Origin of the sequence: Pantoea graminicola (genome assembly GCF_048452665.1) — a bacterium.
Classification (GTDB): Bacteria; Pseudomonadota; Gammaproteobacteria; order Enterobacterales; family Enterobacteriaceae; genus Pantoea.
In genome coordinates this window covers 57,841-70,314 of record NZ_JBLWSJ010000011.1, presented here as the reverse complement: position 1 = coordinate 70,314, position 12,474 = coordinate 57,841, and the positions used below count along the sequence as shown (strand labels likewise).

The 12,474-nt window shown below is 56.2% G+C and carries 14 protein-coding genes; 7 read left to right on the top strand and 7 right to left on the bottom strand.

What is annotated here, in order from left to right; translation table 11 throughout:
• Positions 1–355: 355 nt before the first annotated feature.
• Positions 356–865: a cell-envelope stress modulator CpxP gene (gene cpxP, locus ACNY69_RS20055; RefSeq protein ID WP_111140708.1), complete on the bottom strand. Its 510-nt coding sequence runs from the start codon at positions 863–865 to the stop codon at positions 356–358.
• A gap of 148 nt (positions 866–1,013) precedes the next feature.
• Between cpxP and cpxR the strand changes: the two genes are divergently transcribed.
• From cpxR to trmL, 3 genes are read left to right on the top strand one after another with little or no spacing between them, the layout of a single operon-like run.
• Positions 1,014–1,712 (top strand): envelope stress response regulator transcription factor CpxR, encoded by a 699-nt coding sequence (gene cpxR, locus ACNY69_RS20050; protein WP_111140709.1) that lies wholly within the window; start codon positions 1,014–1,016, stop codon positions 1,710–1,712.
• Positions 1,709–3,088 (top strand): envelope stress sensor histidine kinase CpxA, encoded by a 1,380-nt coding sequence (cpxA, locus tag ACNY69_RS20045; RefSeq protein WP_111140710.1) that lies wholly within the window; start codon positions 1,709–1,711, stop codon positions 3,086–3,088. The genes cpxR and cpxA overlap by 4 nt, the downstream gene beginning before the upstream one ends.
• A gap of 35 nt (positions 3,089–3,123) precedes the next feature.
• Complete coding sequence (trmL, locus tag ACNY69_RS20040; protein ID WP_111140711.1) at positions 3,124–3,597, top strand: tRNA (uridine(34)/cytosine(34)/5-carboxymethylaminomethyluridine(34)-2'-O)-methyltransferase TrmL; 474 nt, start codon at positions 3,124–3,126, stop codon at positions 3,595–3,597.
• Here the strand turns inward: trmL and cysE are convergent.
• From cysE to ACNY69_RS20015, 5 genes are all read right to left on the bottom strand, one after another.
• Positions 3,594–4,415, bottom strand: a complete 822-nt coding sequence (gene cysE, locus ACNY69_RS20035) for a serine O-acetyltransferase (RefSeq protein ID WP_111140712.1) — start codon at positions 4,413–4,415, stop codon at positions 3,594–3,596. The genes trmL and cysE overlap by 4 nt on opposite strands.
• 67 nt (positions 4,416–4,482) lie before the next feature.
• Positions 4,483–5,499, bottom strand: coding sequence for an NAD(P)H-dependent glycerol-3-phosphate dehydrogenase (gene gpsA / locus ACNY69_RS20030; protein WP_199560018.1), 1,017 nt, complete (start codon positions 5,497–5,499; stop codon positions 4,483–4,485).
• Positions 5,499–5,969: a protein-export chaperone SecB gene (secB, locus tag ACNY69_RS20025; RefSeq protein WP_111140714.1), complete on the bottom strand. Its 471-nt coding sequence runs from the start codon at positions 5,967–5,969 to the stop codon at positions 5,499–5,501. Before secB ends, gpsA begins: the two co-directional genes overlap by 1 nt.
• 38 nt (positions 5,970–6,007) lie before the next feature.
• Positions 6,008–6,262 (bottom strand): glutaredoxin 3, encoded by a 255-nt coding sequence (grxC, locus tag ACNY69_RS20020; RefSeq protein WP_111140715.1) that lies wholly within the window; start codon positions 6,260–6,262, stop codon positions 6,008–6,010.
• 19 nt (positions 6,263–6,281) lie between these two features.
• A complete protein-coding gene (locus ACNY69_RS20015; protein ID WP_111140716.1) occupies positions 6,282–6,713 on the bottom strand; it encodes a rhodanese-like domain-containing protein in 432 nt (143 codons plus the stop codon).
• 252 nt (positions 6,714–6,965) lie between these two features.
• On the opposite strand from ACNY69_RS20015, the gene envC reads away from it, so the two are divergent.
• The 4 genes from envC (at position 6,966) to ACNY69_RS19995 (ending at position 11,411) form a co-directional block, all read left to right on the top strand.
• A complete protein-coding gene (gene envC / locus ACNY69_RS20010) occupies positions 6,966–8,267 on the top strand; it encodes a murein hydrolase activator EnvC (protein ID WP_111140717.1) in 1,302 nt (433 codons plus the stop codon).
• A gap of 3 nt (positions 8,268–8,270) precedes the next feature.
• Positions 8,271–9,173 carry a divergent polysaccharide deacetylase family protein gene (locus ACNY69_RS20005; RefSeq protein ID WP_418799797.1) on the top strand — a complete coding sequence of 301 codons (903 nt, stop codon included), beginning with the start codon at positions 8,271–8,273 and terminating at the stop codon, positions 9,171–9,173.
• Positions 9,174–9,277: 104 nt separating this feature from the next.
• Positions 9,278–10,507 carry a glycosyltransferase gene (locus ACNY69_RS20000; RefSeq protein WP_418799794.1) on the top strand — a complete coding sequence of 410 codons (1,230 nt, stop codon included), beginning with the start codon at positions 9,278–9,280 and terminating at the stop codon, positions 10,505–10,507.
• Positions 10,500–11,411, top strand: a complete 912-nt coding sequence (locus ACNY69_RS19995; RefSeq protein WP_111140720.1) for a glycosyltransferase family protein — start codon at positions 10,500–10,502, stop codon at positions 11,409–11,411. The genes ACNY69_RS20000 and ACNY69_RS19995 overlap by 8 nt, the downstream gene beginning before the upstream one ends.
• Before the next feature lie 28 nt (positions 11,412–11,439).
• Here the strand turns inward: ACNY69_RS19995 and tdh are convergent, their stop codons facing one another.
• Positions 11,440–12,468, bottom strand: coding sequence for an L-threonine 3-dehydrogenase (gene tdh / locus ACNY69_RS19990; protein WP_418799791.1), 1,029 nt, complete (start codon positions 12,466–12,468; stop codon positions 11,440–11,442).
• Positions 12,469–12,474: the final 6 nt, after the last annotated feature.

Genomic DNA, 12,474 nt, shown 5'->3' with positions numbered 1-12,474 from the left:
AAGTGTAGAGGGTGCGCCTAAACCGGCAAGCGTAACGCGGGATAAGCAACCCATTGATTAGTTGAATGAAAATCAAGAGGCGGGTCAGTAACTTATTGTCTTTCAGCAGGTTAGCCGGTTTCATCCGTCTGAAAAACCTACCGGTACGCTTAACGCGAAAGAGTGGCCCGTAAAGTCATAAATCGGCAGGACTGGCAAACAAACGTTAAACAGGCGCTAATAAAAAGCGGCTTTTGTTACAGAGTGATGATTCCTGTCAAAATAAAAAAAGTGAAAAAAAGATAAAAAAAACCCCCACCATCATGGCGGGGGAAGACAGGGATGTGTCTATGGCAAGGAAAACAGGGATACTATGTTACTGGTTACTGCTGGTACGACTCACTGCCTGCAGCGATGACGCTGGCTGCAATTTCGAAATATGGCGCAGCTCGTTAAGCCGCTGCTGATAATTCTGCTGAACCCTGGCCTGCTGGGCCGGCGTCAGCAGCTGAAACATCTGATTCTGTACGCGGGCCAGCTCAACCTGCTGTTCAACCTGAACACGGGCGATAACTTCCGCCTTTTCGCGGATGGCCGCTTCGTTAAACTGGTCTGCAGTGACTAATTCATGCAGTGCTGCAATATCGTCAATGTGAACGACCGGGCGCTCATGCCGGGCCTGTTGCATCAGGTCACGCATCTGCTGACGCTGCTCTTCCGTCAACTCGATGCCATCGAACATGTGGCTTTGCGGATTTTGCGTCATACTGCCTGTCGGCAATCCGCCATGATGCATTTCGTCAATCGTCGTCGCCTCCCGGGCACCTGCGCTGGCACCACTCAGCGCCACCGCTGAGGCAAGGACGACGGCGGTTAATGTGCGCATCGTGTACTCCAGTTCGTTCCGTTTTGCGATTCAACGAGAGCCAGTGTACGGCGACAGCTGCAAACATCCGTCAGGGGGTGTAAAACTACGTAAAGCGATGGATAGGTGCGCCAGGAACACGGTATTTTGCCTGCGGAGGGCTACAAAAATGAATAAAATCCTGTTGGTAGATGACGACCGCGAATTAACTTCGCTTTTAAAAGAATTGTTAGAAATGGAAGGGTTTGAAGTGGTGGTCGCCAGCGATGGCGAACAGGCACTGAACCTGCTCGATAACTCTATTGATCTGCTTTTATTGGATGTCATGATGCCGAAGAAAAACGGTATCGACACCCTGAAAGAACTGCGTCAGCAACATCAGACCCCCGTCATCATGCTAACCGCGCGCGGCAGCGAGCTGGATCGCGTACTGGGCCTCGAACTGGGTGCAGATGACTATCTGCCTAAACCCTTTAACGATCGCGAACTGGTGGCGCGTATCCGCGCTATTCTGCGCCGCTCGAACTGGAGTGAGCAGCAGCAGCAGCACGACAACAGCTCTCCTACGCTGGAAGTCGACTGCCTGCGCCTCAATCCGGGTCGCCAGGAGGCCAGCTTTAACGATGTGACGCTGGAGCTTACCGGTACGGAGTTCACCCTGCTCTACCTGCTGGCACAGCATCTGGGCCAGGTGGTATCGCGTGAGCACCTGAGTCAGGAAGTGCTGGGCAAGCGCCTGACCCCTTTTGACCGCGCCATCGATATGCACATCTCCAATCTGCGTCGCAAACTGCCTGAGCGTCACGATGGTCATCCCTGGTTTAAAACCTTGCGGGGCCGCGGCTATCTGATGGTTTCAGCGTCATGATAGGAAGTCTGACCACCCGTATCTTCGCCATCTTCTGGTTAACCCTGGCGCTGGTGCTGATGCTGGTGCTCATGGTGCCCAAGCTCGATTCACGACAGATGACCTCGCTGCTGGAGAGTGAACAGCGGCAGGGCATCATGATCGAGCAGCATGTCGAAGCTGAGCTGTCGCAGGATCCCCCTAACGATCTGATGTGGTGGCGTCGTCTGTTTCGGGCCGTGGAAAAGTGGGCACCGCCAGGTCAGCGGCTGCTGTTAGTGACCAGCGAAGGTCGGGTGATCGGTGCGCAGCATAATGAAATGCAGGTGATCCGTAACTTTATCGGCCAGTCTGACAATGCCGATCATCCGCAGAAAAAGAAGTATGGCCGTGTTGAGCTGGTAGGGCCTTTCGCCGTCCGGGATGGCGAAGATAACTACCAGCTTTATATGATCCGCCCGGCCAACAGTTCTCAGCTCGATTTCGTCAATCTGCTGTTTGACCGTCCCCTTCTGCTGCTGATCGTTACCATGCTGATCAGCTCGCCGCTGCTGCTGTGGCTCGCCTGGAGCCTGGCGCGTCCGGCACGTAAGTTAAAATATGCGGCCGATGAGGTGGCCAGCGGGAATCTGCGCCAGCATCCAGAGCTGGAGTCGGGGCCTCAGGAGTTTCTGGCTGCGGGGTCGAGCTTTAACCAGATGGTGAGCGCGCTGGAGCGGATGATGACCGGTCAGCAACGGCTGTTATCCGACATCAGCCATGAACTTCGTACCCCGCTGACCCGCCTGCAGCTGGCGACCGCACTGCTGCGCCGGCGTCAGGGCGAAAGTAAAGAGCTGGGCCGCATCGAAATGGAAGCGCAGCGTCTCGATGGCATGATCAACGACCTGCTGGTGCTGTCGCGCACCCAGCATAAAAATGCGCTGGTCAGCGAGGCGATGAAGGCGAATCAGCTGTGGAATGGGGTGCTGGAAGATGCGCGCTTTGAAGCTGAGCAGATGGGTAAGAAGATGGATATCCCCTATCCGCCTGGCCCGTGGCCGCTTTATGGCAACCCGCATGCGCTGGAGAGTGCGCTGGAAAATATCGTGCGCAACGCGCTGCGTTATTCCCACTCGCACATCAGCGTCAGCTTCTCGGTCGATATTTCCGGCATCACGGTGCATGTGGATGATGACGGTCCTGGCGTCAGCCCGGAAGATCGTGAACAGATTTTCCGTCCCTTCTACCGGACCGATGAAGCGCGCGACCGCGAGTCAGGCGGCACCGGTCTCGGCCTGGCGATCGTCGACACGGCCGTACAGCAGCATCGGGGCTGGGTAAAAGCCGATGACAGCCCGCTGGGCGGCCTGCGTCTCACCCTCTGGCTGCCGCTCTACTCCTCCGGCCGCCAATAATTTGCTATGCTTCGGCCCCTGTCATCGGGGGCCTTATGCTTAACATTGTCTTGTTTGAACCAGAAATTCCGCCGAATACCGGCAATATCATTCGTCTTTGCGCCAATACGGGCTTTCAGCTTCATCTGATCCAGCCGCTTGGCTTTGCGTGGGATGACAAACGCCTGCGCCGTGCGGGACTGGATTACCACGAATTTACCGCAATTAAATTTCACGCTGACTATCCGGCGTTTATCGCCTCCGAGTCACCGAAACGCCTGTTTGCGCTGACGACCAAAGGGACGCCTGCACACAGCGCTGTCGCGTATCAGGCGGGAGATTATCTGCTGTTCGGACCGGAGAGCCGCGGGCTTCCGGCGGCGATCCTGGCGGCGTTACCGGCAGAGCAGAAAATCCGGATCCCGATGAGAGCCGAAAGCCGCAGTATGAACCTGTCGAACGCCGTTTCGGTGGTGGTTTATGAAGCGTGGCGCCAGCTGGATTATGCGGGCGCGCTGATTAAAGACTAGATGCCGTCGCCAAACTGAAAACCCGCCAGGCTGCCGTTGAAGTGCTGATCCATATCCATCGACGGCTTGTCGCTGCCGGGCTTGCCGACGATGCGTGCGGGCACGCCTGCTGCCGTGGTGTGCGGCGGTACAGGCTGTAGCACCACCGAACCGGCACCGATTTTTGCTCCTTTACCCACTTCAATATTCCCCAGAACTTTTGCACCGGCACCAATCATCACCCCCTCACGGATCTTCGGATGACGGTCGCCACTGGTTTTGCCGGTTCCGCCCAGCGTCACCGATTGCAGGATCGAAACGTCGTTCTCCACCACGGCCGTTTCACCAATGACGATGCCGGTGGCATGGTCGAGCATGATGCCATGACCAATGCTGGCCGCCGGATGGATATCAACGGCAAAGGAGACAGAGATTTCATTCTGCAGATAGACCGCCAGGGCGCGGCGGCCTTCATTCCACAGCCAGTGACCAATGCGGTAGGCCTGCAGGGCGTGAAAACCTTTGAGATAGAGCAGAGGCGTAGAGTATTTATCCACCGCCGGGTCGCGCTGACGCACGGCCTGAATATCGTATGCTGCAGACAGGATCATTGATGGATCTTCGCGGTAAGCCTCTTCGACGATCTCACGAATAGCGATGGCGGGCATTATCGGATTCGCCAGCTTATTGGCCAGCATATAACTCAGTGCACTGCCGAGATTTTCATGCTTAAGCAATGTCGCGTGAAAGAAGCTGGCCAGCATCGGCTCACAATCAGCCAGGGCGCGTGCTTCTGCTTTGATATTATTCCAGACCAGTTCTAACTCATCAGACGACATTGCTGTTTTCTCCCGATAAAAAAAGCGCCTGAATGGCGCTGCAGGTGATGATGCTACGCGTCCTGCGTTAGCCTGTGCTGTTTTCGTCCTTCCTTGTTCGTCCCAGCAGGCTCAATGCTGCATCTCTCGCCGGTTTTTCGCAATACAGTACCTGATAAATCTGCTCAGTAATCGGCATTTCCACGCCCATACGCGCAGCCAACGCTTTGACTTCTTTCGTGTTTCTGTAGCCTTCTACAACTTGTCCGATAATGCGTTGTGCGCTATCGACATCCTCACCCTGGCCCAGCATCATGCCAAAACGACGGTTGCGCGACTGGTTATCGGTGCAGGTCAGCACCAGATCGCCCAGGCCCGCCATCCCCATAAAGGTGGTGGGATCGGCACCTAACGCAGCGCCCAGACGGCTCATTTCGGCCAGCCCACGGGTGATCAGTGCGGTACGCGCATTCGCGCCAAATCCAATCCCGTCGGACATCCCGGCGCCAATGGCAATCACGTTTTTTACCGCGCCGCCCAGCTGTACGCCGATGAAGTCGGGATTATTGTAGACGCGGAAACTTTTTCCGCAGTGCAGCTTCTGCTGCAGGTCGTCGGCAAACTGCGCATCCGTTGCCGCCAGCGCAATCGCGGTAGGCAGGCCAGCAGCCAGCTCTCTGGCAAAGGTGGGGCCAGAGATCACGGCCAGCGGGATGGCATCGCCCACAATGTCGCGTGCCACATCCTGCAGCAGTCGTCCGGTCTCTTTTTCCAGCCCCTTGGTCGCCCAGACGATACGGGAGTCTGGTCGCAGATGCGGCTTGATCTGCTGCAGCACATCGCCAAACACATGACTTGGCACCACGATCAACAGGTCGCGGCTGGCGGCAATGGCGCGGGTCAGGTCAGGTTCAGGGGAGAGATTGTCGGGGAAAGGAACATCGGGCAAAAAGGCCGTGTTGCAGCGGTCTGTCTGGAGTTGCGCAAGGTGCGAAGGATTATGTCCCCACAACTGTACCGGATTGCCGTTACGGGCCAGCGTAATCGCCAGAGCGGTGCCGTAGGAGCCGGCACCGATGACGCTAATCGAAGCGTGTGTGGTCATCAGGCATCCTGATGGTGTTCAGCACCTTCTTCACCTTGCTGCTGCTGCAGGTAGTTCATGAACAGCGCATCAAAGTTAACCGGTGCCAGGTTCAGCTGCGGGAAGGTGCCTCGTGATACCAGGCTGGTAATACATTCGCGGGCATACGGGAACAGGATGTTCGGGCAGTAAGCGCCCAGGCAATGTGCCATCTGCGTTCCTTCAATACCGCTGATGGTGAAAATACCCGCCTGCTGTACTTCACACAGGAAAGCGGTCTCTTCGCCCACGTTAGCGGTTACAGTCACACGAAGGACGACTTCGTACACTTCGTCAGCCAGCTGAGAAGATGCAGTGTCCAGATCCAGTTTAACGTCCGGTTCCCACTCTTTCTGGAAAACCTGCGGGGCATTAGGCGCTTCAAAAGAGATATCTTTGGTGAAGACGCGCTGAATCTGGAATTGCATTTCGTTGGTGTTATGTTCTGACATGTGACCAAATCCTATGTATGAGATTATCCGGCGTAAAATTACGCCTGCAGTAGGGGATCTAAACCTTCGCGATTATCGAGCGCGAATAAGTCGTCGCAGCCGCCGATGTGCTGCGCATCAATAAAAATCTGAGGTACGGTGGTACGGCCGCTACGCTTAATCATCTCTTCGCGTTTCGCCATGTCGCCATCGATAGGGATCTCCTGAAACGCGACGCCTTTTTGCGTCAGCAGCGCCTTCGCCCGATGGCAGTAAGGACAGGTGGCCTTGGTATACATTTCAACGTTTGCCATGCTCAGCACCTCTGTAGGATTATTTGCCGCGAACCAGTGGCAGGTTTTCGCCGCTCCAGCCGCTGATACCATCTTTCAGCACTGAAACCTGGGTGAAGCCTGCCGCGCTCAGGTGGGCAGCAGGATCGGCAGCGCTCTGTCCGGTTGCACACACCACAATTATGGGCTGTGCTTTGTGCTTTTCCAGTTCGCCCAGGTTGCCTTTTTTAATCTCAGCGGCAGCAATGTTCTGCGCGCCTGAAATATGCCCTCTGCGGAAATCGTCACGCGAACGCACGTCTACCACTACCGCGTCCTCTTTGTTAATCAGGCGGGTGGCTTCACCGCGGCTGATCGTTTTTACCTTAGAGAACATCCCTTTAACGGTAGTGACAATCACCATAACGAGTAAAACGACCCATGCGAGACTCAGGATGGGGTGATTGCTTGCAAACTGCATAATTTCTTGCATGAGGGGTAACGACTCCAGACCGGGCTAATAAGCTAAAACAAGGGTTCTGAGTATACCTGCGCCACTTCGCATGTACAGATGCTATGCGGCCAGAGTATCGATTTGTGCTCCATTTTCCAAAAAAAGTGGCTGAATAGCAAAAATGGCGTAAGGCTTAATCCATGTCGTTGTGAATGTGGACATAACCGGAAAAGCAAATGCCCGTGGGGAGCACTGGTAAGCGGCGGTTCATCGTGGAATAATCATTGGCCTATGAAGGGAAAAACAACCGTTTCGCACACAAGGACCCGTTCCAACGGCGATAACCTGCCGTTGTTCAGCCACCTGTCCAGCCTCTCCCTTAGCCTGCTTTGTGCGGGCGCACTGTTATTGCCTGCCGCAGCCCAAAGTGCGGAAGACAGCAAATCTCAGCTGCAATCCATCCAGCAAAACATTGCTGAGAAAGAGAAAAGCGTTAAAGCGCAGAAGGTGCAGCGCAGTAAACTGCTGGATCAGCTTCAGAGCCAGGAAAAAATCATCGCGCAGGCGAGTCGCCAGTTGCGTGACACCCGCAACAGCCTCTCCGCCCTGAATGACGAAATAAAGCAGCTTACCGCCTCTATTGCCCGCCTTGAGAAACAGCAAAGCCAGCAGGAAAACCTGCTGTCTGAGCAGCTTGATGCGGCTTTCCGTCAGGGCCAGCACAGCGGCGTGCAGCTTTTGCTGGGTGGCGAAGAGAGCCAGCGCAGCGAGCGCATTCTGGCTTATTTCGGCTATCTGAACGCGGCCCGTCAGAAAAGTATCGAATCGCTGCAAAAGACGCGTCAGGATTTAGATCAGCAACGCGCCGCGCTGGAGCAGAAGCAACAGCAGCAGAAAACCCTACTCGCCCAGCAGCAGAGTCAGCAACAGAAGCTGCAGCAGGCGAGCGACGCCCGTAAAAAGACCCTGACGTCGCTGGAAAGCGCGCTGGAAAAAGATCAGGCCGATCTGGTCGAGATGCGGCAGAACGAAAGCCGCCTGCAGGACAAGATCGCGCGGGCGGAACGCGAGGCACGCGAACGTGCCGCCCGTGAAGCGCGTGAGGCGGAAAAAGTACGTCAGCGTCAGGCGCAGGCGAAAGCAAAAGGCTCCAGTTATCAGCCGACCCAGAGCGAACGCGAACTGGTGGCCCGCACCGGTGGACTGGGTCGCGCAGGCGGACAGGCGATGTGGCCTGTACGCGGTCGCATCGAACATCGCTTTGGCGAACAGCTGCAGGGTGAATTACGCTGGAAAGGTCTGGTGATCGATGCGCGCGAAGGCACCGAGGTCAGGGCGATTGCCGACGGTCGTGTGCTGATGGCTGACTGGCTGCAGGGCTACGGTCTGGTCGTGGTGCTGGAGCACGGTAAAGGCGATATGAGTCTCTATGGCTACAACCAGAGTGCGCTGGTGAGCGTGGGTACGCAGGTGAAGGCAGGACAGCCTATCGCACTGGTGGGCACCAGTGGTGGCCGCGGTACCCCGTCGCTCTATTTTGAAATCCGACGTCAGGGACAGGCCGTCAATCCACTGCCGTGGTTAGGAAAATAGGTTTTGCTGCAACGTCGAAAGATCTCCCTTCTGTTAAGTGCCCTGCTGTTCAGCTTCGCTGCGCAGGCGGGTAAACTGGCCATTGTCATTGATGATTTCGGCTATCGCCCTGCCGAAGAGAACAAAGTCCTGCAGATGCCGCAGGCCATTTCGGTGGCCGTGTTGCCCAACGCGCCTCATGCCCATGAGATGGCGACCCGCGCGCATCAGGGAGGGCATGAGGTCCTGATCCATCTGCCGATGGCGCCCCTGAGCAAACAGCCGCTGGAAAAAGATACGCTGACGCCGGAGATGAGCAGTGAAGAGGTGGCCCGCATCATGCGTAATGCGGTGAACAACGTGCCTTATGCGGTCGGTCTGAACAACCATATGGGCAGCAGGATGACATCAAGCCTGTCCGGTATGCAGAAGGTGATGCAGGCGCTGAACCACTACAACCTCTACTTTCTGGACAGCATGACCATTGCCAACAGCCAGGCCGTGCCGGCGGCTCAGGGCACCCAGGTCAGCGTGTTAAAACGCCGGGTCTTTCTTGATGACAGCCAGGACAGCAATGCCATCCGCCAGCAGTTCAGCCGGGCGGTGAAGCTGGCGCAGCGCGACGGATACGCCATTGCCATTGGGCATCCTCACCCTGCCACCGTGCGGGTCCTGCAGCAGATGCTGCCCACCCTGCCAGCCGATATTACGCTGGTTCGCCCCAGCCAGCTGCTGAACGAGCCGCTTCACCGCGCGTCCCGGACACCGGTGGCACTGGCCAAACCGGCGACACCTCGCTTCCAGCCTGCGGCGCTGTGTAAGCCGAAGCAGCCGCTGGCCCCAGTTCCGGCGACCCGCGCTCTGGCGGTCATCGGTGAGAGCCTGAACACCAGTCCGCTGTTTAAAACGCTGAAAAACCTGTTCTGAATGTACTATGAATGCTAAGTCTCAGGCTTAGCGTTCAATTATGCGCAGAAATTACTATAATCCTGGGTCGGGCAATAACGGGCTGTGCGGGAACAGTGATAGGGATGACGATTAATAAACAAAAAATCCTGCTGCTGGATAACGGCAGAGAGTGGGGCGGCGGCACCAACAGTATGCTGGAGCTGCTGAAACGTATCGATCGTCAGAAATTTGATATCACCTGCTGTTTTTATCATAACTACAGCCGTGGCAACGATGAAACCATTGAGGCCACCCTCAATGCACTGGCTATTCCGGTCTTTTTTATTCCGCAAATCAGACAGCCGCGCTGGGCAAAGTTTGTGAAAGAAGCCACGCGTGCGCTGCTGTTTTTCAATAAAAAACTCAAAAAGCGCGCCATCGATGAGATCGATACGCGCTGGCGGGTCATTCCCAACGCCAGCAAGATCCATTCCCTGCTGCAGCTGGGGAAGTTTGACACCCTCTATATGAATAACCAGCCCAGCACCAATATAGAGGGCTACCTGGCGGCGCGCAGCCTGGACGTCGCGGTAGTGCAGCACTGCCGTATCGATCCGGTCCTGGAGCCACGGCTGGTCAGTATGGTGAATCAGAATTGTCAGGCGGTGATCGCCGTCTCGCAGGGCGTCAGTAAGACCCTGCGCAGCCACGGTGTTGATGCTGAACGCTGTTTCACCGTCAGTAATGCTATCGATATCCACCAGCCTCTGCCTGATCGCCTTGAGGTACGCCAGCGTTTTAAGCTATCCCCGTCGACGTTTGTCTTTGGCTCGATCGGCTCTCTGATATTACGTAAATCTAACCACCATATTCTGCAGGCGCTGGGCCGCTTTAAACGTGCTAATCCTCAGGCCGACTGGAAAATGGTGATCGTCGGGGCGGGTCCGGAACTGCAGCATCTGCTGCAACTGGCAACCGCCGAGAATATTCAGCATCACGTGGTCTTTACGGGCTTCCAGAACAATGCGCTGGATTACCTGACCGCCTTTGATACCTTTATTCTTGCCTCGCGCAGCGAGGGCTTACCGCGGGTGGTGCTGGAAGCGATGCTGGTAAATACCGCCGTCGTCGGCTCCCGGGTCGTCGGCACTGCCGAATTGATCAGTCATGACGAAACCGGGTTGCTGTTTGATTATGGCAACGTGGTGCAGCTGACCCAGCAGCTTACTGCGCTGTGGGAAGATGCGCATTTGCGTCAGCGCCTGATCAATGCGGCAGCAAAACGTGTCCGTGAACAGTACGCCATTGAAACCTATATCAGCGGTGTCGAGAATATCTTACAGAGCGTCACCAGAAAGAAACCTCATGCTTAACTTTTTGAATCCCCGATACCGTCACATCAGAGCGCGCCATAATCTGCCCTATTCGCATAAAGAGGTGCAGGGTTCGGTGCCGGTCACCTCTGTGGTGATCCCCTGTACCGGCGCGGACTATATCGAAGAAGCGCGGCTCAGCACCGATTTTGCGGCACGCTTTGCCACTCAGGTAAAAGAGATTGTAATTGTCAGCGATCAGCCCGCTCATGCCTTTGGCAGCCTGCCGGCGAAAACCCGCGTGGCAACGCTGGATGTGCCACATCGGGAAGCCTCCTATCGCTACAAGCAGATCTACCGCAGCCGTTTGATTAAGCTGCAGGCTCCCCTGCAGGCTGAGGGCGACGGCATTCTGATGATCGATTCCGACCTCAATCTGCTTAAAATGCCAGAGATCATGATGAAGCCGGGCCATCTCTACTCCAGCTTCCGTCAGGGAAAGATGATTGCCAAGCTGGCTGAAGCGCCCCAGGAGGCGATTCCCGCCTACTATCCGCACAGCGTCCGGCCTTATCTGGTGGATCACGTTAACGGAGCTTACCTGGCGGCCACCCGCGACGTCTGGCAGCGCATTTCACCGCTGTGGCTGACGCTGTTTAATGATACCTGGAATCTGATGAACGACAGCCAGCCGCCGACCGATCAGCTGCCGCTCGCGGTGTTGCTGGACATGCTGGATATTAAAACCGTCAATCTGGGAGAATGGGCCAACTGGCCGGTCTCGAAAAAAATTGGCGGCCAGTCGGCGGTGATCCCCTCTGAAGTGGTAGGCGCGCATGGCGGATTCCCGTTGTCAGAGTGGCAGAAATACCTTGCCGATCCGCAGCAGCCGCTGAACTTCAAAGGCCAGGATTATACGCGCAAAGTGCGCTACCTGACCGACGAAGAGAAGAAGCGAAGCTGAGCAGGCGGCCGTCCCGGCGGCCGCTGCGTTAATCCCAGTTCAGTATCACTTTTCCCGAGCGCCCTGAGCGCATCTCATCAAAGCCCTGCTGGAAATCGTCGATGCCGAAACGATGGGTAATGATCGGGGTTAAATCGAGGCCGGACTGGATCAGCGCCGCCATTTTGTACCAGGTTTCAAACATCTCCCGGCCATAAATCCCTTTGATAAAGAGACCCTTGAAGATCACCTGATTCCAGTCGATCGCCATTTCACCCGGTGGAATGCCGAGCAGGGCAATCCGTCCGCCGTGATTCATCACCTCCAGCAGTGCGCGGAAAGCGGGCGGCGCGCCGGACATCTCCAGCCCGACATCAAAGCCTTCGGTCATGCCCAGCGCCTGCATCACATCACGGAGATCTTCATGCGCGACATTAACCGCGCGGGTGACCCCCATTTTTCGCGCCAGATCCAGACGATATTCGTTGATATCCGTGATCACCACGTTGCGTGCGCCAACGTGGCGACAGATAGCGGCGGCCATGATCCCGATCGGCCCTGCGCCGGAGATCAGCACATCCTCACCAACCAGATCGAAGGAGAGTGCGGTATGCACCGCGTTGCCAAAGGGGTCAAAAATAGCCGCCAGCTCGTCGGAAATGTTGTCGGGAATTTTAAACGCGTTAAACGCCGGGATGACCAGATATTCCGCAAAGCAGCCCTGGCGGTTTACCCCGACCCCCACACTGTTCCGGCACAGGTGCGTGCGTCCGGCACGGCAGTTGCGGCAATGCCCACAGGTGATATGCCCCTCGCCCGAGACCCGATCGCCAATGGTGAAGCCTTTCACCTCCTGCCCGATAGCAACCACCTCACCCACATATTCATGGCCGACAATCATGGGCACCGGAATGGTTTTACGCGACCAGTCATCCCAGTTGTAGATATGTATATCGGTTCCACAGATAGCGGTTTTACGGATTTTAATCAGCAGATCGTTATGCCCCGGCTCAGGCACTGGCGCATCGTCCACCATCCAGATGCCCGGTTCCTTCTTCAGTTTGGCGAGTGCTTTCATAACCGA

Excerpts from the sequence above, each read along its gene's own strand:
- cpxP (WP_111140708.1), bottom strand. The coding sequence starts at position 865 with ATGCGCACATTAACCGCCGTCGTCCTTGCCTCAGCGGTGGCGCTGAGT.
- cpxR (WP_111140709.1), top strand. The coding sequence starts at position 1,014 with ATGAATAAAATCCTGTTGGTAGATGACGACCGCGAATTAACTTCGCTT.
- cpxA (WP_111140710.1), top strand. The coding sequence starts at position 1,709 with ATGATAGGAAGTCTGACCACCCGTATCTTCGCCATCTTCTGGTTAACC.
- trmL (WP_111140711.1), top strand. The coding sequence starts at position 3,124 with ATGCTTAACATTGTCTTGTTTGAACCAGAAATTCCGCCGAATACCGGC.
- cysE (WP_111140712.1), bottom strand. The coding sequence starts at position 4,415 with ATGTCGTCTGATGAGTTAGAACTGGTCTGGAATAATATCAAAGCAGAA.
- gpsA (WP_199560018.1), bottom strand. The coding sequence starts at position 5,499 with ATGACCACACACGCTTCGATTAGCGTCATCGGTGCCGGCTCCTACGGC.
- secB (WP_111140714.1), bottom strand. The coding sequence starts at position 5,969 with ATGTCAGAACATAACACCAACGAAATGCAATTCCAGATTCAGCGCGTC.
- grxC (WP_111140715.1), bottom strand. The coding sequence starts at position 6,262 with ATGGCAAACGTTGAAATGTATACCAAGGCCACCTGTCCTTACTGCCAT.
- ACNY69_RS20015 (WP_111140716.1), bottom strand. The coding sequence starts at position 6,713 with ATGCAAGAAATTATGCAGTTTGCAAGCAATCACCCCATCCTGAGTCTC.
- envC (WP_111140717.1), top strand. The coding sequence starts at position 6,966 with ATGAAGGGAAAAACAACCGTTTCGCACACAAGGACCCGTTCCAACGGC.
- ACNY69_RS20000 (WP_418799794.1), top strand. The coding sequence starts at position 9,278 with ATGACGATTAATAAACAAAAAATCCTGCTGCTGGATAACGGCAGAGAG.
- ACNY69_RS19995 (WP_111140720.1), top strand. The coding sequence starts at position 10,500 with ATGCTTAACTTTTTGAATCCCCGATACCGTCACATCAGAGCGCGCCAT.
- tdh (WP_418799791.1), bottom strand. The coding sequence starts at position 12,468 with ATGAAAGCACTCGCCAAACTGAAGAAGGAACCGGGCATCTGGATGGTG.